The sequence below is a fragment of the Actinomycetospora sp. C-140 genome (assembly GCF_054796175.1).
In genome coordinates this window covers 1-19,860 of sequence record NZ_JBTWNF010000015.1, presented here as the reverse complement: position 1 = coordinate 19,860, position 19,860 = coordinate 1, and the positions used below count along the sequence as shown (strand labels likewise).

At 74.9% G+C, this 19,860-nt stretch carries 22 protein-coding genes and 2 tRNA genes; 15 read left to right on the top strand and 9 right to left on the bottom strand.

The annotated features are described in order from the left end of the window. The first annotated feature begins 55 nt into the window (after positions 1 to 55). Entirely contained in the window at positions 56 to 808 is a 753-nt protein-coding gene (locus ACR9E3_RS22785) for a dienelactone hydrolase family protein (protein ID WP_460382856.1), read from the top strand. Between the two features lie 47 nt (positions 809 to 855). Beyond that, positions 856 to 2,607 (top strand): phosphatidylglycerol lysyltransferase domain-containing protein, encoded by a 1,752-nt coding sequence (locus ACR9E3_RS22780; RefSeq protein ID WP_460382855.1) that lies wholly within the window; start codon positions 856 to 858, stop codon positions 2,605 to 2,607. Positions 2,608 to 2,681: 74 nt separating this feature from the next. Here ACR9E3_RS22780 and ACR9E3_RS22775 read toward each other — a convergent pair whose 3' ends face one another. Then, the gene (locus ACR9E3_RS22775) at positions 2,682 to 3,713 is read right to left on the bottom strand and encodes a zinc-dependent alcohol dehydrogenase family protein (protein WP_460382854.1); all 1,032 of its coding nucleotides are present in this window, start codon (positions 3,711 to 3,713) and stop codon (positions 2,682 to 2,684) included. 157 nt (positions 3,714 to 3,870) lie between these two features. Between ACR9E3_RS22775 and ACR9E3_RS22770 the strand changes: the two genes are divergently transcribed. The 3 genes from ACR9E3_RS22770 (at position 3,871) to ACR9E3_RS22760 (ending at position 5,040) form a co-directional block, all read left to right on the top strand. Continuing rightward, positions 3,871 to 3,960, top strand: a tRNA-Ser gene (locus tag ACR9E3_RS22770). Positions 3,961 to 4,004: 44 nt separating this feature from the next. Next, a tRNA-Arg gene (locus tag ACR9E3_RS22765) sits at positions 4,005 to 4,077 on the top strand. A 303-nt stretch (positions 4,078 to 4,380) separates the two neighbouring features. Continuing rightward, positions 4,381 to 5,040, top strand: a complete 660-nt coding sequence (locus tag ACR9E3_RS22760; RefSeq protein ID WP_460382853.1) for a hypothetical protein — start codon at positions 4,381 to 4,383, stop codon at positions 5,038 to 5,040. An 83-nt stretch (positions 5,041 to 5,123) separates the two neighbouring features. Here ACR9E3_RS22760 and ACR9E3_RS22755 read toward each other — a convergent pair whose 3' ends face one another. Beyond that, on the bottom strand, positions 5,124 to 5,657 hold the full coding sequence (locus ACR9E3_RS22755; protein WP_460382852.1) for a hypothetical protein: 534 nt from the start codon (positions 5,655 to 5,657) through the stop codon (positions 5,124 to 5,126). A gap of 70 nt (positions 5,658 to 5,727) precedes the next feature. Then, a complete protein-coding gene (locus tag ACR9E3_RS22750) occupies positions 5,728 to 6,576 on the bottom strand; it encodes a pyridoxamine 5'-phosphate oxidase family protein (RefSeq protein WP_460382851.1) in 849 nt (282 codons plus the stop codon). Positions 6,577 to 6,630: 54 nt separating this feature from the next. Between ACR9E3_RS22750 and ACR9E3_RS22745 the strand changes: the two genes are divergently transcribed. From ACR9E3_RS22745 to ACR9E3_RS22735, 3 genes are read left to right on the top strand one after another with little or no spacing between them, the layout of a single operon-like run. Then, a complete protein-coding gene (locus ACR9E3_RS22745; RefSeq protein WP_460382849.1) occupies positions 6,631 to 7,230 on the top strand; it encodes a CGNR zinc finger domain-containing protein in 600 nt (199 codons plus the stop codon). A gap of 60 nt (positions 7,231 to 7,290) precedes the next feature. Continuing rightward, entirely contained in the window at positions 7,291 to 7,650 is a 360-nt protein-coding gene (locus ACR9E3_RS22740; protein WP_460382847.1) for a VOC family protein, read from the top strand. Next, positions 7,647 to 7,997 (top strand): VOC family protein, encoded by a 351-nt coding sequence (locus ACR9E3_RS22735; protein ID WP_460382846.1) that lies wholly within the window; start codon positions 7,647 to 7,649, stop codon positions 7,995 to 7,997. The genes ACR9E3_RS22740 and ACR9E3_RS22735 overlap by 4 nt, the downstream gene beginning before the upstream one ends. Before the next feature lie 3 nt (positions 7,998 to 8,000). On the opposite strand, the gene ACR9E3_RS22730 is transcribed toward ACR9E3_RS22735, so the two are convergent. Beyond that, on the bottom strand, positions 8,001 to 8,333 hold the full coding sequence (locus tag ACR9E3_RS22730; protein WP_460382844.1) for a hypothetical protein: 333 nt from the start codon (positions 8,331 to 8,333) through the stop codon (positions 8,001 to 8,003). 297 nt (positions 8,334 to 8,630) lie between these two features. Here ACR9E3_RS22730 and ACR9E3_RS22725 point away from each other — a divergent pair, with 297 nt between their 5' ends. Further along, on the top strand, positions 8,631 to 8,876 hold the full coding sequence (locus ACR9E3_RS22725) for a hypothetical protein (protein ID WP_460382843.1): 246 nt from the start codon (positions 8,631 to 8,633) through the stop codon (positions 8,874 to 8,876). A 46-nt stretch (positions 8,877 to 8,922) separates the two neighbouring features. Here the strand turns inward: ACR9E3_RS22725 and ACR9E3_RS22720 are convergent, their stop codons facing one another. Further along, positions 8,923 to 9,099 carry a CsbD family protein gene (locus ACR9E3_RS22720; protein ID WP_460382842.1) on the bottom strand — a complete coding sequence of 59 codons (177 nt, stop codon included), beginning with the start codon at positions 9,097 to 9,099 and terminating at the stop codon, positions 8,923 to 8,925. A gap of 30 nt (positions 9,100 to 9,129) precedes the next feature. Beyond that, on the bottom strand, positions 9,130 to 10,083 hold the full coding sequence (locus tag ACR9E3_RS22715) for a DUF3048 domain-containing protein (RefSeq protein WP_460382841.1): 954 nt from the start codon (positions 10,081 to 10,083) through the stop codon (positions 9,130 to 9,132). 58 nt (positions 10,084 to 10,141) lie between these two features. Between ACR9E3_RS22715 and ACR9E3_RS22710 the strand changes: the two genes are divergently transcribed. From ACR9E3_RS22710 to ACR9E3_RS22690, 5 genes are all read left to right on the top strand, one after another. Beyond that, entirely contained in the window at positions 10,142 to 10,765 is a 624-nt protein-coding gene (locus ACR9E3_RS22710) for a DUF1707 SHOCT-like domain-containing protein (protein WP_460382840.1), read from the top strand. A 195-nt stretch (positions 10,766 to 10,960) separates the two neighbouring features. Continuing rightward, complete coding sequence (locus ACR9E3_RS22705) at positions 10,961 to 12,760, top strand: serine/threonine-protein kinase (protein ID WP_460382838.1); 1,800 nt, start codon at positions 10,961 to 10,963, stop codon at positions 12,758 to 12,760. A 125-nt stretch (positions 12,761 to 12,885) separates the two neighbouring features. Further along, positions 12,886 to 13,275 carry a hypothetical protein gene (locus tag ACR9E3_RS22700; protein WP_460382837.1) on the top strand — a complete coding sequence of 130 codons (390 nt, stop codon included), beginning with the start codon at positions 12,886 to 12,888 and terminating at the stop codon, positions 13,273 to 13,275. Positions 13,276 to 13,290: 15 nt separating this feature from the next. After that, the gene (locus tag ACR9E3_RS22695) at positions 13,291 to 14,301 is read left to right on the top strand and encodes an acetamidase/formamidase family protein (protein WP_460382835.1); all 1,011 of its coding nucleotides are present in this window, start codon (positions 13,291 to 13,293) and stop codon (positions 14,299 to 14,301) included. 11 nt (positions 14,302 to 14,312) lie between these two features. Next, positions 14,313 to 15,071, top strand: coding sequence for an SDR family NAD(P)-dependent oxidoreductase (locus ACR9E3_RS22690; protein ID WP_460382834.1), 759 nt, complete (start codon positions 14,313 to 14,315; stop codon positions 15,069 to 15,071). On the opposite strand, the gene ACR9E3_RS22685 is transcribed toward ACR9E3_RS22690, so the two are convergent. The 3 genes from ACR9E3_RS22685 to ACR9E3_RS22675 all read right to left on the bottom strand — a co-directional run bounded on the left by ACR9E3_RS22685 (position 15,068) and on the right by ACR9E3_RS22675 (position 17,265). Continuing rightward, positions 15,068 to 15,412 carry a hypothetical protein gene (locus ACR9E3_RS22685; protein ID WP_460382832.1) on the bottom strand — a complete coding sequence of 115 codons (345 nt, stop codon included), beginning with the start codon at positions 15,410 to 15,412 and terminating at the stop codon, positions 15,068 to 15,070. The two genes, ACR9E3_RS22690 and ACR9E3_RS22685, sit on opposite strands and share 4 nt — an antisense overlap. Before the next feature lie 530 nt (positions 15,413 to 15,942). After that, positions 15,943 to 16,374 carry a hypothetical protein gene (locus ACR9E3_RS22680; protein WP_460382831.1) on the bottom strand — a complete coding sequence of 144 codons (432 nt, stop codon included), beginning with the start codon at positions 16,372 to 16,374 and terminating at the stop codon, positions 15,943 to 15,945. Positions 16,375 to 16,761: 387 nt separating this feature from the next. Continuing rightward, on the bottom strand, positions 16,762 to 17,265 hold the full coding sequence (locus ACR9E3_RS22675; protein WP_460382829.1) for a hypothetical protein: 504 nt from the start codon (positions 17,263 to 17,265) through the stop codon (positions 16,762 to 16,764). Here ACR9E3_RS22675 and ACR9E3_RS22670 point away from each other — a divergent pair. After that, positions 17,264 to 19,860: transglycosylase domain-containing protein (locus tag ACR9E3_RS22670; protein WP_460382828.1), on the top strand; the 2,597-nt coding region annotated here is incomplete at its 3' end. The two genes, ACR9E3_RS22675 and ACR9E3_RS22670, sit on opposite strands and share 2 nt — an antisense overlap.

The following is a 19,860-nucleotide window of genomic DNA, read 5'->3' as shown; positions in this document are numbered from 1 at the left end:
CGGGATCGCCCGGGCCCGCAGGACGGCCGACCGGCGACGTGGAAGGCTGAGGACCATGACGGGGACGCACACCGAGACCATCCCGCTGGTCGACGAGACCCAGCTGCGGGTGACGATCGGCGAACCGGAGAACGCGGTCCGCGGCGGTGTGGTGGTCCTCCACGAGTCGCGGGGGGTCACCTCGCGCACCCAGGCCATCGTCGAGGCCCTCGCGGGCGAGGGCTGGCTCGCGATCGCCCCGCACCTCTACCACCGCGACGACCCGGGCATCGACGAGCAGACCGGCGAGGACGAGGTGGTCGACCGCGCGGCCGCGGTCGTCTCGGGCGAGTCGGTGCTCGCCGACTCCGACGCTGCCTTCGGCATGCTCGCCGACCGCGGGGTCACCTCCGACCGCATGGCCGTCCTCGGCTTCGACCTCGGCGCCACGGCCGCGCTCGTGGTCGCCGCGCAGCGCTCGCTCGGCGCGGTCATCACGGTCTCGGCCGGCGGTGTCGCCACACCTCTCTCGGCGGGCCTCCCGGCTCTGGTCGACGTCGTGGGCGAGCTGACCTGCCCGTGGCTCGGGCTCTACGGCGAGCGCGGCGACCCCGTCGACCCCTCCGAGGTCGACCGTCTCCGCGAGGCCGCGCACTCCTCCGGCCGGGTCGTCGACGTCGTCGTCTACCCGTCGCGGGAGCACCGCTTCGACGTCGACGAGCACGCCGCCGCGCAGCCGGATCCCCTGGACGAGGGGAACTCCGAGGAGGCGACCAAGATGGAGGCCCGCAGCCGGGTACTGAACTGGTTGGACGCGCATCTGCGCTAGCTCGCCGTCGTGGACTCCGGCCGGGGCCCACACCGACCGGAGGACACATGGCGTCGGGGGTGCCGACGGACCGCCCCACCGCGGCCGCCGTCGAGGGCCGCTTCGCCCGCTGGCGTGGACGGCGGGTCGCGCGCGTCGTCGTGTGGGCGGCCCGCGTCGCCGGGCTGCTCACGGTGCTCTCCCTGGTGACGCCCCTGCTGCGCCGGCGGCTGCAGCCCGCGACGTGGTTCGGGCTCCCGCCCGAGGCGACGCTGGTCGGGACGGCCGTCGTGGCGACGCTCGGCGTTGGGCTGATGATGCTGGCCACGGGGCTGCGGCGCCGGAAACGACGCGCGTGGCAGCTGGCCGTGGTGGCGTGCGTCCTGCTGATCGTCTCCCACGTCGTGGGGCGGCACGCCGTCATCCCGACCGTGATCACCCTCGTGCTGCTGGTCGGGCTCCTGCTCACCCGACGCGAGTTCACGGCCCTGCCCGACCCCGTGGGGCGGCTGGCCGCCGTGCGCGTCGTCGTCCAGATGCTGCTGGGCGGGTTCGTGGTGGTCGCCCTGCTGCTGTTCGTGCGCCCGTCGCTGCTCGCGGGCCGGCCGGACGTCGGGGACAAGCTCGCCCAGGCCGGGCTCTCGCTGGTCGGGGTCAGCGGGCCGGTGGAGTTCAGGGCGCTGTGGTTCGACGACCTCACGGCGGCCGTCGGCCTGACCTTCGGGATCGCGGCCCTCGTGCTCGGGGGCTACTTCCTGCTCCGCTCGGCTGAGCCGCGCCCGGCGCTGACGGGTGAGGACGCGGAGGGCATCCGGGCGCTGCTCGCCCGCCACGGTCGGGCCGACTCGCTCGGGTACTTCGCCCTGCGCCGCGACAAGGCGGTGGTGTTCTCGCCGACGGGCAAGGCGGCCGTCGGCTACCGGGTGGTCGCCGGGGTCGCGCTGGCGTCGGGCGATCCGCTGGGCGACCTCGAGGCCTGGCCGGGGGCGATCACCGAGTTCCTCGACGTCTGCCGCCGCTACGGCTGGGTGCCCGCCGTGCTCGGCTGCTCCGAGTCGGGCGCCCGGGTCTGGGCGCGCGAGGGTGGGCTCGACGCCCTCGAGCTCGGGGACGAGGCCGTCGTCGACGTGACCACGTTCTCGCTGCAGGGCCGGTCGATGCGCACCGTGCGGCAGGCCGTCTCGCGGGTCCGGCGCGCGGGCTACGAGACCACGGTGCGCCGGCTGCACGACATCGACGACGAGGAGCTCGCCGCCCTGCGGGAGCTCGTGGCGCAGTGGCGGGGCGGGCCGGCGGAGCGCGGGTTCTCGATGGCGCTCTCGCGGGTCGCCGACCGCGAGGCCGACCCCGAGGCCGTGGTGGTCGTCGCGACCGCCGAGGGAGCGACCCGGGGCCTGCTCCAGTTCGTGCCCTGGGGCACCGAGGGGCTCTCGCTCGACCTCATGATCCGCGACCCCGCGGTGCCCGACAACGGTCTCAACGAGCTGCTCATCGCCGACCTGCTCGCGGCCTGCCGAGGCCTGGGCGTGGATCGGGTGTCGCTGAACTTCGCGGTGTTCCGCTCGGCGCTGGAGCGCGGCGAGAAGATCGGCGCCGGCCCGGTCGCGCGTCTGTGGGCACGGTTGCTGCGCATCGCCTCGCGCTGGTGGCAGATCGACACGCTCTACCGCTTCAACGCCCGCTTCGGCCCCGAGTGGCTGCCGCGGTTCCTCGTCTTCGACGCCGTCCGCGACCTGCCGCGCATCGCCGTCGCGGCGTTCGAGGCGGAGGGGTACGGCGGGCGCCCGCCGACCCTGCTCCGCCTCCTGCGCCGGACCTGAGGTGCGCCTCCGGCGCATGTGAGCACTTCGGAGTGCCAGAGCACTCCGAAGTGCTCACGCGCGCGCAGCGCACCTCAGGGCCGGACGAGCACCTTGAGGGCCTCGCGGTCGTTCATGGCGCGGTAGCCGTCCGGGGTCTCGTCGAGCTTGATCGTCCGGTTGAACACCTTGCCCGGCTCGATCTGCCCGTCGAGCACGTCGGGCAGCAGCTCGTACATGTTCGCCTGGGTCGGGGCGATGCCGCCGGCGACGGTGACGTTCTTGAAGAACTTCTGCGCCAGGTTGGGCAGCTCGCCGCTCTGGGGCACGCCCACGATGCCGACGTGCCCGCCGGGCTTCGTGAGATTGATCGCCGACGTCAGCGACTGCTCGTAGCCGACGGCCTCGATCGCCGAGTGCACCCCGTCGCTGCCGAGCAGGTCACGGACCCGCTGCTCGCCCTCCTCGCCGCGCTCGGACACGACGTCGGTGGCGCCGAACTCGCGGCCGAGGTCGGTGCGGTCCTGGTGACGACCCATGAGCACGATGCGCTCGGCGCCGAGGCGCTTGGCGGCGAGCACCGCGAGCAGGCCCACGGCACCGTCACCGATCACGGCGACGTCCTTGCCCGGGCCGACTCTCGCCGAGACCGCGGCGTGGTGCCCGGTGCCGAAGACGTCGGAGAGCGTGAGCAGGCTCGGCATGAGCTCCGAGTCGTGCGGCACGGTGAGCTTCATCAGCACGGCGTCCGCGTACGGCACCCGGGCGGCCTCGCCCTGGCCGCCGTCGGTCTCGGCTCCCCAGGCGTTGCCGTTCGGGCAGGCGCTGGTGAGCCCCTGGCGGCAGTACTCACAGGTGCCGTCGCCGTAGTAGAAGGGCGCGACCACCAGGTCGCCGCGCCGGATGCGGCTCACGTCCGAGCCGGTCTCCTCGACCACCCCGATGAACTCGTGGCCGATCCGGTCGCCTTGCTCGGTCTGCTCGCGGCTCTTGTACGGCCAGAGGTCGCTGCCGCAGATGCACGAGTGCGTGATCCGCACGATCGCGTCGGTGGAGCTCTGCAGCGTCGGGTCGGGCACGTCCTCCACCCGGATGTCGCCCGCTCCGTAGATCAGCGTCGCCTTCATGCAGTCCTTCCTCCGGGATCGATTCGGTTGTGGGCTACCCGAGGCCGCCGGGCAGGCATGCAGGGACGTGCACACGTCACGCCTGACGGGGGGTGGCGGCCGGGCGGGCGGACGGCGGTGTGTACTGTTTCCCGACGGAGGCCCCAGGGGGACCTCGGGAGGCTTCGCCTAGTCTGGTCTATGGCGCCGCACTGCTAATGCGGTTGGGAGTTCGGCTCCCTCCCGGGTTCAAATCCCGGAGCCTCCGCGGCCGCGGTCCGGACAGGGTCGGGGCTTCACAACCACAGACATGCGCCCGTAGCTCAACGGATAGAGCATCTGACTACGGATCAGAAGGTTAGGGGTTCGAATCCCTTCGGGCGCGCGCCGGTCGAGGCAGCACAGAGGGGTCGCAGCAACGCTGCGGCCCCTTTGTCTTGGGCCCCTGGAGCAGCGCCGTGTAGCAACGAGCCGGTGCAGTTCACGGCGCACGCGCCCAGCTCGTCACCGTCCGGCGGGTGGGCGCCGAGCGCCGGGAGCAGGTTCACGCACGTGTGCCGGAGGTCGTGCAGCCCGAAACGCTGCGCGGCACGACCGAGGCGACCCCCGCCGCAAGACCCCGAAGTCGGGCGGTGTCGTAACGGCGACTGGATCTCTGCGATAGCTGGTCGACACCGAGGGGGTTCACGTGATCGGTTGGCTGGCGGCAGGCGCGCTGCTCCACCTCGAGGGGAAGGCGCAGCAGAAGCGCAAGGAAGCTCGGAGGGCGGAGCGCGCACGTCGGCGTCGGGAAAGCCCGATGCCGAACGCCGTGTGGGTGATCTACGGCATCCTGCTCGTCTCCGCGATCGCCTCGCCGCCGGCGGTCCCCGGAATGCTGATCATCGGGGTGTGCATCGGGATCTATGCACAGAAGCGCCGCAAGGAGCACGAGGCATGGAAGGCGTACGAGGCATGGAAGGCCCAGCAGCCGCCCACCTTGGTGCGGCGCGCGACCGAGCTGTCCCAGCAGTGCGCCGCACAGTGGCAGCAGTGGATCGCACCGTGGCAGCAGTCGAGCGCGCCGTTCCAGCACCCGACCCAGCCGCAGCCGCCGACCCTGAGGCAGCGAGCTGACTCCTACGAACGGCTGGGCATGCCGATCTCCGCACAGGTGATGAGGGACCTCCACGAGCTCGGCCGGGAGCAGGAGTCCGAAGCTCGCTGCGCTTCGCCAGGAGGCGGCTGGTGGTCGCTGGTGGTCGACGCGGGCGCTCAACTGAGCAAGTTGACCGACACCGCGTGGCGAGAGCTGCAGCCCGGCCGGTCCGAGCGCCAGGCCGCGGAGGACCTGCACAACATCAGCTGACGCCGGCTCACGTGTCGCAGTCGGAACAGCGGCGCCCCCGTAGCAGTGCGTTCGGGGAACCGGCGTCGTCGCTGGTCAGGTCCTCAGGCGTTCGCCCACCCGGACACCACGGCGAGGGCCTGGGCGTCCGCGGCACCGATGCCGGGCTCGGCAGCAGCCGGGCCCACGGCAGCTTCGCGCTGGGCCTGGTCGGGGGACGTGAGGGCGTGGACGTGGTCGACGAGCGTCCAGAGGTAGCCCTTGGGGTCTCGCCGGCCGCCGGGCGAGCGGCCCAGGGCGCCGCGCAGCGTCTTGACCGCCGCCTGCTCGTTGTCGGGCACCCACTGGGCGTCGACGCCGCGCGTGAGCCGGTCGAGGTCGGCCTCGGGCAGGCGCCCGTCCTCGGCGAGCGCGGCGAGGGAGTCGAGGACCCGGGCCCTGATGCCGCCGGCGTCGTCGTCGACCATCGCGCACCAGGTCACCACCGTGCCGAGGGTGCTCGCGGTCTGCGGATCGAGCTGACCTCCACGCCACCAGTCGCCCAGCGCATCCGCCCAGGGTCGACGGTCATCGCGGTCGTCCGAGGACAACGCGTGGAGGAGCTGGCGGAGCTGGTCGGGATCCGGTGTCGCTGGCATCGCCGGTGATCCTGTCAGCGCAGCTCCGATGCCGGAAGACTCAGCCGCTGACGCGAGGTCCCCGCGGCGATCATGCGTCGCCCACCGCGGAGTTCGCGACGCGCTCGGGCGTGAACCACACGCGCCGCCCGGTCTCCTCGTCGTCGGTCCACTCGACGACGGCGGTACCGGAGAGCTGGAGGATCGCCCCGCGGCCGGGGTCGAGGAACAGCAGCGACGCCGACGGGTCCACCTCGAGGTTCCCCAGCGTGTTGAACAGGTTGTTGCCGGGGTGGTCGGGCCACCACAGGCGGCCGTCCGCGTGGTGGACGAACCCGGGATCGCCGCCCCGGTGGGATGTGTCGGCGCCGCGGTCGGGATGCCTCGTGCCGAGGATGAACGTGTCGGCGGCGGCGATCTGCGCGAGGTCCTCGCTCCGGAGCCCGTCGCCACGTCCGGCCGGGTGGGCGCCGGCCAGGGCGGTGTCGTCGAGCGGGTGGATGTAGCGGGGGCAGTTCCCGTACGCCTGCTCGACGGCGACCGTCAGCGCCCCGGAGCGGACCGAGCTCAGGACCCCGTTCACCCGGAGCCTCCGTCGCCGCGCGAAGTCGATCAGGAGGACGCCCACCTGCCGCCCGGCGGGGAGTCCCGCCAGGGGGTCGCCCTCGGGCACGGCGCTCGCGAGCGTCAGCGTCTGCCCGTTCCCCGACGCGAACCCCCGCGGGCCGAACACCGGGGAGGTCCACAGGCGCCCGTGATCGTCCTCGGCGGTGATGAACGCGAGCTCGCGCTCGGCGACGAACCGGCTCATGCCCTCGCCGAGGTGCGGCGTCGTCAGCATCCCGGCGAGACGGTCCGCGTCGTCCGCGACCCCGGCCCGCTGCTGGACGCGGAGCTCGCCCTCGTGGAACCCGGTGTCGACGAGCCCGCGGTGCGCCATGACGTCTCCCGTCGTATCGTGCTAACCACCATCAACGATTGACGAAGGTTAGCCATGTCGAGACGGGAACGCCACGAGGAGCGCTTCGTGTTCCTCGCGGGAGCCCTCGCGCTCGACCTCGTCAACACCGTGCTCGTCGACGGCGGTGCGCTCGTCGACACCGTGGCGACGCCGGAGGAGCTCGCCCACTGGGTCGCCGCCTCCCCGCTGGACGGCGCCCCGTCCGCGATCCCGCCGGCGGTCCACGCGCGGACGCTCGCGATACGCCACGCGGTACGGGCCTGGGTCGACGCGGTGGTCGAGGGCGGGCCGGTGCCCGACGCGACGATCGAGACCCTCAACGCGGTCCTCGCCGCCGGGCCCGGCACCGAGCTGACTCGCGGCCCGGAGGGCGCGCTGCGCTACGGGGTGCGGACCGACCTCGACGCCGACCCCGCCGTGCTGCCGTGGCTCCTCGCCGACGCGGGCGCGCGCCTGTTCGCCGGCGACCGCCTCGACCGCCTGCGGCGCTGCGCCAACCACGACACCTGCGTGCTCGTCTTCCTCGACACCTCCCGCAACCGCGCGCGGCGCTGGTGCTCCATGGAGGTGTGCGGCAACCGCAGCAAGGTCGCGGCGCACGAGGCGCGGCGCCGCCGCTCGTCCAGCTCCTAGCGATCCTGCTACCGTCCAGTCCTGAAACAGGACTCGACGGTGCGATGGAGGAGATAGGCGATGACGCGTCCCGCGGCCTGGATCGACATCACCGCGTCCGACGCCGGGCGGTCGCGGACGTTCTACGCGGGCCTGTTCGGGTGGCCGGTCGAGGTCCTCGAGGAGATCGACTACGGCGTGGTCCCGCCTGGTGCGGAACGGCTGCCGGGCGGCATCGGGCAGGCCGGGGACGCGCACCGGCACCCGGTCGGGATGGTCACGTACTTCACCGTCGACGACGTCCCCGCCGCGCTGGAGCGGGCGGTCGGACTCGGGGCGACGACGGCCGTCGAACCGTGGGTCGTCCCGGGCATGGGCACGATGGCCGTCGTCCTCGATCCCGACGGGACGCGCGTCGGGCTGTGGACTCCGGCGTCATGAGCACCGAGCTCGACCTCTTCGCGGGTCTCTTCGTCAGCGACTTCGGGCCGTCGAAGACCTGGTACGAGCGCCTCCTCGGACGAGAGCCGAGCTTCCTCGCCTCCGACACCGAAGCCGTCTGGGAGCTCGCCGAGCACCGGTGGCTCTACATCAAGGAGAACGGTGCGCACGCCGGGCACGGCGAGCTGACGATCTTCCCCGAGAAGCTGGACGCGACGGTCGACGGAGCGCGCGGCCGGGGCGTGGAGCCGTCCCGGCACGAGGACTACCCCGGCGGCGTCCGCAAGGTCGTCTACCGGGACCCCGACGGCAACGAGATCGGCTTCGGCGGTGCACCCGCGGCGTGAGGGTCAGCCCGCCCGACGCACCGGCACCGTGGCCGCGCGACGCAGACGAGCCGTCGCGTTCTCGGCGAGCAAGGAGTTGCGCCGGCGCACGATCACGGTCGCGAGCTCGCGGGTGCGGTCGGCGACGCCGTCCTCGTCGTCGCCGCCCGAGGGCGCGGTGCACCCGTCCACGATCTCGCCGATCGCCATGACGGCCCGGGCGAGTTCGTCGAGGGAGTCACTGCACGCGTCGAAGCGGTCGGACGTCGCCGGGCGGGTGCGGGTGTGCTCGAGCAGCGCGGTGAGCGCATCCGATGCCTGCCGCGCGAGCCTGGCCGCCGCCTCGTCCTTCTGCACGTCCGCTCTCACCCATCACTCGGGGAACGGGTTGAGAGTGTCCGCTCGCGGCCCGGTCCAATCCAGCCCGGAATGCTCGTCGGGCGTGAGATCGGGCTCGCCCGACGGGTGAAGGGGGGACCCGGCCGGCGGGGGGACACCGACCGGGTCCATGCCGATCACGGGGGGCATGACCGGCGGCGATCATCCTTGCATGTGCAAGTACAGCTGCAAAGAGCGGGCCCGGACGATCTGACCGGGCCCATTGGACGTGCCACCATGACGCCGGTCAGCCGACGAGTTCGAGGGGAGGGCCGCATGCGCATCCGACTCGCCGACGGCCCGTGTCAGGGCGACCACGACCTCACCATCGCCGAGGGGGTGAACCTCCCCGAGGAGTTCCTGGTGCTGGTCGAGCAGGGGCCGCGCCAGAAGGTCAGCGACGTGTTCGGCGGCTCGATCCCCGGCATCAACGTCTTCGCCGTCCATCGCCTGACGCGCCGCGACCAGGACGGGACGCCGGTCTACGGGTTCACCGGACGCCGGGAGTCGCGCGGCTACTAGACACACGTCGGCCCCGGGACCGATCGGTTCCCGGGGCCGTGACGCGTCAGTTGGACTTGAAGGCGTCCTTGATCTTCTCGCCGGCCTGCTTGATGTCGCCCTTGGTCTGGTCGGCCTTGCCCTCGGTGCGGAGCTCCTCGTCACCGTTGAGCGTCCCGGCGGTCTCCTTGACCTTGCCCTTGAGCTTGTCGGCCTGGTTGTCGATCTTGTCGTCAGCACCCATGCCGCGGGCCTACCCGATCGGAGGGGGTCCTCAACCGTCCGGGACCAGCAGCACCCAGACCGGGCCGGCCGCGAAGGGCACGGGGAGGCGGTCGGCGCCCAGCACCGCGGTCGGGTCGGTGGGTGTCGGCCGGGACCACCGGGCGGGGAACGACCGGCCGTCCCGCAGGACCTCGGCCGCGCCCTCCCCGACGGTCACCGCGTAGGGCGAGACGGCGCCGGCGACGTCACGGATCGCCGAGGGCCGGGTCGTGACGTGCTGGACCAGCACGGTCGCGGCGCCGACCGGGTCGCCGCCGGTGGCCGGGACGACGGGGCCCGCCGCGCCAGGCTCGACGATCCAGCGCCCCCGCACGGCGTCCCACGTCAGCACCAGCTCACCGGTGCCGAAGGCGACGTCGCGCTGGCGGACGACCTCCCCGCCCGACGGGAGCGCCCCGAAGCGGAAGCCGACGTCCCGCGGCGGCGACGCGCCACCGGCGGAGCCCGCGGCGGACAGCAGCGCGGCCGGGTCGGCGTAGAGGTTGGACGGAGCCCGCCGCGCGGGATCCCGGCGGAAGGCCGGGGCCGCGGTCTCGGGGGTCACCGCCGCGATCGGCGCGCCGGCGAGCGTCGGGGCGAGCTCGGGGGCGGAGCCGGAGAACGCGAGCGCCGGGTGGCCGTAGGCCGCGAGCACGGTGACGTCCGATTCCCGCGCGCTGCGGACCGGTCCGACCGACGCGGGCAGGCGCGACGAGAACACCGCGAGGAGCCGGGTCGTGCCGCCCTCGACGGGCTCGACGTAGACGACGTCGGCGTCCTCGACCCCGGTCCACGGCCGCCCGGCGGGCGAGTTGTCGACCTTCACGGCGAGCACCGGCCGGTCGGACGCGACCGGCAGGCCGGTGAGCGGGGACGCCCGCCCGGCGCTCCCGCATCCCGCGAGCGGGGTGGCGACGACGGCGGCCGCGACCACCGCGAGGACGACACGCAGGCCTCGCGGCACCCGCTCACCTCCCTCGCGGCCCCCGGACCCTCGCCGGCGGCGCCCTATCATCGCGACTGTGACGTCCGCGAGTCCGGAGCCGGGGGACCCCGCGTCCCTGCGTGTCTCCGACGTGGAGCGCGAGCAGGTGCAGCAGTTCCTCGCGCGCGCGATGGTGGCCGGGCAGATCACGCCCGCGGAGTACTCCGACCGCAGCGCGACCGCCCTGGCCGCCCGGGTGCGCGGCGACCTCGACGGCCTGCTCGACGACCTGCCCGGCGCGTCCCTGCAGGCCACCCGCCCCGTCGACGTCCTCGACCTGCAGGCCGGGCTCGCCGGGGCGATCACACGCCGGGGCTACTGGCGCGTCCCGCCGCTGGTGCGCGTCCACAGCTGGGTGGGCGGGGTGACGCTCGACTTCACCGGCGCCGAGTTCACGGCGCCGGTCGTGATCGTGGAGCTCGCGACCGGGCTCTGCTCGCCCCTGCTCGTGCTGCCGGACCACGCGACCGCCGACGTCGACGACCTGCGGATCGCGGCCGGCAAGGTCAAGGACGACACCGCGCACCGTCGCGAGCGCGGGGTGCCGCACGTCGTCGTCCGCGGGCGCCACAGCCTCGGTGACGTGGTGCTCCGACATCCCCGCAAGTCACGGTGGCGCCCGGGGCGCAGGACGCGCAGCGCAGCGGAGCCGGACCGATGACCCGGGCGCGCAGCGGAACGGAGCCGGATACATGAGCAGGGCGCTCAACGCACCGGCGCCGGGCCGTGACACGGGAAAACCACCTTGACGCGTGAGGGTGACGCCACGCCGGGACGACGCGCTCAGGGATGATCCGGACCCCCGGTACCGTCGCGGAAGAAGTCGGTGCCGGGATCGACGAGAGGAGGACGTGCGGTGGGGCTGGCCGAGCTGGGCCCGGGACTGCCCGTTCTCGTCGTGATCGCGGCGGGGGTGCTGACGGGCTTCGCGATGGCGCCGCTGCACCGGCGTGCGGCCGCGCACCGGCGCACGGCGATGCTCGTCGACCGCGTCGTGACCGACCGCGTGTCGCGGCTCTCCGGTGCCGAGCGGCGCCGGGCCCGTCGCCACCTGCACCGTGCGGCCGACCTGCCCGTCCCGCGGGCGCTCGGCCTGACGGCGCTGACGGCCGCGGTGACGGCGCTCGTCGGCACGCTCACGGTCTCGCTGGTCGCCGAGCAGCTCGCCGACGGGCGGCGCACCGCGCTGCGGGCGCTGGTCCGCCGCCTGGAGGACGCCGGCCTCCCGGCGCCGACCACCAGCGGCCCGACGGTCACGGTCGGCGGGCTGGTGCTGCTCGCGCTGCTGTCGCTCGCGGTGGCGGGGCTCTACGTCGGCGGGCTCGACCTCGAGCGCCGCCGGGCCATGCCGGTGACGCGCCCGTGGCCGACGAGCCGTGGCAAGGCGACGGTGCTGCTCGCCGTCGTGGTCTTCGGCGTCCTCGTCGCGGTCGGCGGCACGCTCGCGGCCCCGGGGATCGGTGTCGGGGCGGCCCTGTTCCTGCTCGCCCAGCAGATCGTGGCGCGGGGCGGGCGGCCCCGGGCCTGCCGCGAGGCACCGGTGGTGCCCGAGGCCCTGCGCGCGGCCCGGCTGCCGGCGGTCAAGGAGCGCCGCCTGTTGCGTGCCCGGAAGTCGGCGCAGTCCGAGGCGCCGCCGGAGCGCCCGGCCCTGCCCGCCGCGGCGCCCGGCCCCGGCCGGCCCTCGGTCCCGCCGCCCCCCGCGCCGCGGGCGGCACCCTCGATGGGCCCGTCGATCGGGCCGTCGACCCGCCTGGTCGACCTGGCCGCCCCCGAGCAGCCGCTCACGCCCCACGACCCCCGCACGGTGGGCGAGTACACGCTGACCGGACGTCTCGGGTCCGGCGGCATGGGCACCGTCTACCTCGGGCACCGCGCCGGCACCCACGGTGTCGTGGCCATCAAGGTGCTCGCCCCGCACCTGCTCGACGACGTCGACGCCCGCACCCGCTTCCTGCGGGAGGGCCAGACGCTGCGGAAGGTCACCGGCGACTACACGGCCCGCGTGCTCGGCGTCGGCTTCGACGGCTCGATGCCCTACATCGTCATGGAGCGCCTCGACGGCCCGTCGCTGCACGCGTTCGTGGCGGCCTCGGGCGCGGTCACCGACGGCGAGATGCTCACCCGCACCGCCATCGCGCTCGCCCGCGCGCTCGCCGCGCTGCACGCCGACGGCATCACCCACCGGGACCTCAAGCCCGGCAACGTGCTCCTGACCTCCGCCGGGCCCAAGGTCGTCGACTTCGGCATCGCCCGCGTCGTCGGGCAGACGCACCACACGCCGGCGGGCAACATGGTCGGCACGCCGGGCTACATGGCGCCCGAGCAGGTCACCGGCAACGGCGCGGGACCCGCCACGGACGTGTGGGCGTGGGCCTGCTGCGTCGTGTTCGCGGCCCGCGGCGACCACCTGTTCGACGGCGACAACATCCTCGACATCGCCCGGCGCATCCTCGACGGACCGGGCCCGGAGGCGTTCGCGGCGGTGCACCGCCTCTCCCCGCGCCTGGTGCCGGTGCTGCGCCGGGCCACCGCCCAGGAGGTCGGCGACCGGCCCCGGGACGGGGCGGCGCTCCTGCGCCTGCTCGACCGCAGCGGCGCGACCGCGGCCGTCAACCCGGCGGGCTGGGACCGGCTGGTCGGCGGGGGCGTCCGGTGACCGACCGCGGACGACGATCGACGACGGCACGCGCTGCTACGGTGCGATCTCTCCGCCCGGCGCGCCGCCCGGACGGGTCTGACGGCTCCGGCTCCGAGGGCCGGCGTGAGGACGGTGAGTGGTCGGTGGCCTCGTGGGACGACCTCGTGACGTGGGTCCGCGTGCGCTACGAGGTCATGGCCCAGGACCGGCACAGCCTCACGTTCCGCCTCCCGACGTCCGAGGACCGCACGCAGCTGGTCTACGTTCACCACAAGGGCGAGGTCGACGGGCACGACTGGCTCCAGATCGAGTCGCCGATCGGACGCCTCGACGACATCGACGCCCGCCGTCTGCTGGAGCTCGCCGAGGACGCCGTGGTGGGCGGTGCCGCGGCCGTGGGCGGGGTCGCGGTGTTCCGGCACGCCACGCCGATCGAGGACCTCTCGTTCGCCGAGTTCGACGGCCCGTTCCGGCTGGTCACCCGCATTGCTGACCAGCTCGAGCACGCCCTGACGGGATCCGACGAGTACTGATCGCGGGAGGTCGTCGTGGACGTCGTGGAGTTCCGGCCCGAGCCGTCGCAGTACGCGTACACCTTCGGCGGCGCCGCCCCGATCCGCGAGGTCGAGCCCGGCAGCGTCCTGCGCCTGTGGTGCGACGACGCGTTCGGCGGGACGATCCGCTCGACGTCCGACCTGGCGAGCGCGAACCTGCGGATGGGTTTCCTCAACCCGCAGACCGGCCCGTTCTCGGTGCGCGGCGCCGAGCCCGGCGACACCCTGGTCCTGCACCTCGTCGACCTCACCCCGGCCCGTGACTGGGGTGCCTCGACGCTCGTCCCGTTCTTCGGCGGGCTCACCGGGACCGACCGCACGGCCCTGCTGAACGAGCCGCTCGAGGAACGGACCTGGATCTACGAGGTCGACCGCGCACGGAGCACGGTCACGTTCTCGGCGCAGCGGGCGGACCTCGCGATCGACCTGCCGCTCGCCCCGATGCTGGGCACGGTGGGCGTCGCGCCCGCCCTCGGTGAGGTGCGCTCGTCGCTCACACCGGACGCGTTCGGCGGCAACATGGACACTCCCGAGATGCGGGCGGGCGCCACCTGCTACCTGCCGGTGAACACGCCGGGCGCGATCTTCTCGGTCGGTGACGGGCACTACCGGCAGGGCGAGGGCGAGGCCTGCGGCACCGCGGTCGAGGGCGCCATGGACGTCACGCTCCTCGTCGACCTGGTCAAGGCGTCGGCGGCGACGGCACCGGCGTGGCCGCGGCTCGAGAACGACGACGAGATCCTCGTCGTCGGCTCGTCGCGGCCCCTCGAGGACGCCTGGCGGATCAGCCAGGTCGAGATGATCACCTGGCTGAGCGGGCTGCTCGGCCTCGACCGCCTCGACGCCTACCAGCTGCTGACGCAGACCGCGCTGGCGCCGCTCGCCAACGTCGTCGACACCAACTACAGCGCGGTGACGAAGGTGTCCAAGGCGCTCGTGCCCGGACTGCGCCCGTTCGACGGCCTGCACGCGGACCTGCGCGCCCGTGCGGCGTCGGTGATCTAGAGGAGCCCACCATGGATCTGCAGCTGACCGGCCGCACCGCGCTCGTGACGGGTGGCAGCCGCGGCATCGGGCGCGCGGTGGTGGAGGCTCTCGCCGCGGAGGGCGCGACGGTCGCGTTCTGCGCGCGCTCCGCCGACGGGGTCCGGTCCGCCGAGGAGGAGATGCGCGAGGCCGGCCGGGACGTGCACGGCACCACGGTCGACGTCGCGGACGGCGACGCGCTCGGCGCGTGGGTGGCCGACAGCGCGGCGACCCACGGCGGCATCGACGTGGTGGTCGCCAACGTCTCCGCGCTCGCGATCCCGTCGTCCGAGGAGAACTGGGCGGCGAGCTTCACCACCGACATGCTCGGCACGGTGCGTCTCGTCGAGGCGGCGCTCCCGTCGCTCGAGGCCAGCGACGCCGGGGCGATCGTGACGATCTCGAGTGTCTCCGGTCGCGAGATCGACTTCGCCGCCGGGCCCTACGGGACGTTCAAGGGCGCGATCGTGCACTACACGCAGGGTCTCGCCTACCAGCTGGCCGGCAAGGTGCGGGCCAACACCGTCTCGCCGGGCAACGTCTACTTCCCGGGCGGTGTCTGGGAGTCGATCGAGCAGAACAACCGCGACCTGTACGACCACGCGCTCGGCCTCAACCCGACCGGCCGCATGGCGCGGCCGGAGGAGATCGCGCGGGCGGTGACGTTCCTGGCCAGCCCCGCGGCGACGTTCATCAGTGGCACGAACCTCGTGGTCGACGGTGCGCTGACGCGCGGGGTGCAGCTCTAAGGGGAGCCCGGTGCGGCCACCAGCAGGCCGATCACCGAGCGGACACCGTCGACGGCCGCGCGGACGAGGCGGACCGCGGCGCGGCGCCACGCGAGCAGCAGGCCGGGGACGCCGGCGTCGCGCACGGCGAGGGCGGTGGACCGCGGCGCCACGGGCACAGGGGCCGCGGTCGGGGCGGACGCGGCGGCCGGGCGCTCGGCCAGCGTGGCCACCCGGCCGGGCAGCTGCTCGAGGACGGGCGCGGCACGCGGGGCCGGGACGACGGGGAACCACGCGTCACCGGTGTCCTCGCCGCCCTCGCGGGGGCGCGGGACCCAGGGCCGGTCCTGGTCGGGGTCCATGCCGCGTGTGTCCTCTCGCCGGGGCATCGTCGAACCGGTCATCGGTCGGCAGCGCTCCGCCGTTAGCAGTGGGTGGCGGCGGTCGCCACTCAGCGCGACGGTCCGAGACCAGCGGCCGGACCTCACGACGGAGTGACATCACACCACCACTCACCGCATCGTGCGCTCCGGTCGTGGACGGCACCCCGATCCGGGCGCGACGCGGCCGTTGCTGGCGCGTTGCCTTCGTGCGGGTCCGAACGTCCTGCGTCGGGCCCCGCGGCCGAGCCGACACGCCGACTCGGTCGTGTGCACGGACAGTGACTTCGAGCGACACGGGGAGGTGGTTGCTCGGTGGCGGGCACGCACGCGCGCTCGTCGGGGCGGCGCCACGCCGCTGACGCCGTCGACGCTGTCGACCCCGTCGAACCCGGCGACGACGCCGACCGGGGCACGCACGGCGCCTCCGGCGGCCGGCGCTCCCGCGCCGCGGACGACCGCGGACGGTCCGAGCTGCCCTCGCCTCCCGAGCGGCACAGCCGGGACGACGACTACGGCGACGTCGTCCGCGCGCGGATCACCGGCGAGCCGGCCCCGTCCTCGCCCCCCGTCGGCTTCCCCTCCGCCCTCTCCACCGGCTCCTTCCGCTCCCGCACGAGCACCGGCACGTTCGCCGGCGCGCGGTCCGGCACCCGCGCCGGCGGCGGCGCCACGTCCACCGGCCGCGACGCGACGAGCGCCCGCGACGCGAGGAGCGCGCGCGACGCGACGAGCGGCGGCGCGGCGAGCGGCCGGGCCGCGACGAGCGGCGGCGCGGCGAGCGGCCGGGCCGCGACGAGCACCCGGGCCGGCGCGGCGTCCCGGCCGGCGTCCTCGTCGAGCCCGGCGACCTCGTCCGGTCCGTCGGCCTCCTCCCCTCCGGCTGCGGCGGGGCGCGCTCCCGCCGCGCCGCCCACCGTCCCGCCGCCTCCGCCGAAGGCCACCGCCGCGCCGCGGGCCGGACGCCCCCCGGGCGCCGGGACGCCGGGCGCGCGACCCCCGGGGGCGGGCCAGGCTCCGCCGCAGAACCCGACGCAGCGACGGACGCCGCCGGGCGCAACGCAGAACCCGACACCGCCGCCCGCGACGCCCACCCCGGACGGCCGGCCGCCGCAGGGCCAGGCACCGAAGCCGCCCGCCGGCGCGCCGCCGCGAGGTGCGGCCGCGGCCGGGCCCGCGCCGGGGCGTGCACCCGGTGGCGGCCCGGCTCCGGCCGGTGCGGCTCCGGCCGGCCCCGCGCCCGGTGGCCCCGCGCCCGGTGGCCCCGCTCCCGGTGGCCCGGCCCCGACCGGCACCGCTCCCGCCGGCGCCGCGCCCGGCCGCGCGGCGCCTCAGGGCCCCGGTCCCCGCGGTGCGGGAGTCGCTCCCGCCGCTCCTCCGGGGAGTGCGCCCGGCGCCGGAGCGCCGCGGGGGAACCGGCCCGTCCGCCCGTCCGCCCCGGCGACGCCTCCCCCCGGCGGTCCGGCCGGCCCCGCCCGCCCCGCCGGTGCGCCCGCGCGTCCGACCGGTGCGCCCGCGGCCCCACCCGCGACGACCGGCACCGCCGGGCCCCGCCCGCTGGCCGCGCCGGCACGTCCCACCGGCCCCGCCGGCGCGTCCGCTCCCTCGGCCGGCGCGGGAGCACCCCCGGCCGCGGCGCCCGGCCGCCCGGGCGGCCCGCCGCCCGGCGGCGCCCCGAGCACCGCCGGCCCGGGCCGCGACGCGCCCGGACGCCCCGCGCAGGCGACGACGACCACCGCGGCCGCCACGAGCACCGCCCTGGCCGCGCCGCCCACGAGCACCGACACGACGTCCGCCCCGCAGCGCCCGGCGCGCCCCACCGGCACGGCCGCCATGCCCGCCGTCGACGCGCCCTCGCCCCGCGGGCCGGGGTCGGGCCCGCTCCCGCGCGACCGCAAGGGACGCCGCGACCGCGACGACGACGAGCTCGACGAGCAGGACCTCGAGGAGCTCCCCGAGGAGGACGACCTCGAGGACGACGAGGACGACGTCGCCACCCGCGCCGCCTCGCGCACCGGGCGCGCGTCCGCCCGCCACGGCGCGGCCGCCCGGGCGACGTCGCGCACCTCGGCCCGGTCCACGACGCGCTCGCGCAACCCCGCGAAGCGCCCCACGACCCGCGGCGGCGGCCGCGCCGGTGCGAGCCGCACCACCGCCGCCCGGAACACGGCGGGCTCCCGCGCGCCGGTCAGCACGGTCCCGCGCGGCCGGTTCGCCGTCCTCGTCGCGACGGTGCTGTCGGCCGTCGCCGCGCGGATCGTCGGCCTCCCCGGCGGGGAGCGGGTCGTCGCGTTCGGCCGCCGGATGCGCGACCGGGCCGTGCTCTACCTCGACGGCCCGCACCCCGAGGCGCTCACGGCGACCGCCCTGCGCTGGCGCCGGGTGCGCCGCAGCGTCTACGCCGGCCTCGCCGCGATGGTCGCCGCGCCCGTGCTGTCGATGGTGCTGGGCTTCATCTTCATCCCGGTGCCCAACGCCGACGACGCCGTCGAGAGCCAGCTCAACACCGTCTCGTTCGCTGATGGCTCCGTGCTCGCGCGGATCGCGCCGGGCGAGCAGGGCAACCGGCAGAAGGTCAACCTCGACCAGGTGCCGCCGCCGGTGCGCTTCGCCGTGCTCTCGGCCGAGGACCGCAGCTTCTTCTCCAACAGCGGCTTCGACATCACCGGCTTCGGCCGCGCGGTCTACAAGAACCTCACCGGCGGCAGCGGCGGCGGGTCGACGATCACGCAGCAGTACGTCAAGAACGCGATGGTGGGCGACGAGTACTCGCTGACGCGCAAGTACAAGGAGCTCATCATCTCCTTGAAGATCTCCCAGGAGCGCTCGAAGGACGAGATCCTGGGGGACTACCTCAACAGCATCTACTTCGGCCGCGGCGCCTACGGCATCCAGGCGGCGTCGCAGGCCTACTTCGGCAAGCCGGTCGAGACGCTGAACCCGGCCGAGGGCGCGCTCCTGGCCGGGGTCATCCAGGCGCCGTCCAAGTGGGACCCGGCGCAGAACCTCGACGAGTCCGTGCGTCGCTGGAACTACGTCATGGACGGCATGGTCGCCCAGGGCTGGCTGCCGGCGCCGGAACGCGCGGCGGCGCAGTTCCCGGCCACGGTGCCGCCCCGGCGGGTCACCGGCGGCGTGCCCGACGACGACCGCGGCCACATCTACAGCGCCGTCCGCGACGAGCTGCGCACGCTCGGCATCGACGAGGACGCGCTGGTGACGCAGGGCCTGCAGATCCAGACGACGATCCAGCCCCAGGCGCAGCGCGAGGCGGCCGAGGCGAACCAACGGCAGATGCGCGGCCAGCCGGACAACCTGCGCAGCGCGACGGTGTCGATCGACCCGCGGACCGGCGGCATCCTCGCCTACTTCGGCGGCGCCAACGGCTCGGGCCTCGACTACGCCCGCGTGGAGAAGCAGGCCGGCTCGACGTTCAAGCCGTTCGTGCTGCTCGCGGCGCTGCAGCACGACCCGCCGATCGGTATCTCGACCGAGTTCGACGGCCGCGCGATCCCCGGCCAGACCCCGCGCAACGTGGACGGCGCCGACTGCGCGAACTGCAGCCTCAAGCGCGCGATGACGCTGTCGAACAACGTCGTCTACAACGCGCTCGGCAACAGGGTCGGGCCGCAGGCCGTCGCGGCCGCGGCGCGGCAGGCCGGCATCTCGCAACCGATGGACAACCCGAACTCGGGCATCGCGCTGGGCAACCAGGAGACGACGGCCGTCGACCTGGCGTCGGCGTACGCGACGTTCTCCAACGAGGGCGTCTACCACCGCCCGCACCTCGTCCAGCGCGTCACGACGGCCAACGGCGAGGTGCTGTTCGACCAGTCGACCGACCAGGGCGAGCAGCGCATCGACCCGCGCGTGGCGCGCAACGTCACCGAGGCCATGCGGGACGTCCCCGATTACGACGGGGTGTCGCTGCAGGGCGGCCGGCAGTCGGCGGCGAAGACCGGCACCGTGCAGTCGCACGTCGCGGACCAGAACAACGACGCCTGGATGGCCGGCTACACGCCGGGAGCCTCGACGGCCGTGTGGGTCGGCACCGACGACAACACGCCGATCAAGACCTCCGACGGGCGCCCGGTGTACGGCCACGGTCTGCCCAGCGAGATCTGGAAGTCCTTCATGGACGAGGCGCTGGACGACACGCCACGCCAGACGTTCGGGCCGTTCACCCCGGTCGCGGGGTCCGACCCGGGCGACACGGCGAGCCGTGCGGACTCGTCGTCACCGACCCCGTCGAGCACCGCGACGCCGCGCTCGTCCACGACGCCCACGTCGACGACCGCCCCGCCGGCCGACACCAACGCTCCGGCCCAGCAGCCCGGCGACCAGCCCGCGGAGCCGCCGGCCGGCGATCCGGCCGCCGCCGCGGGGGCACCCGAGGGCGACGCCCCGGCGGGCGCCGATCCGCCCGAGAA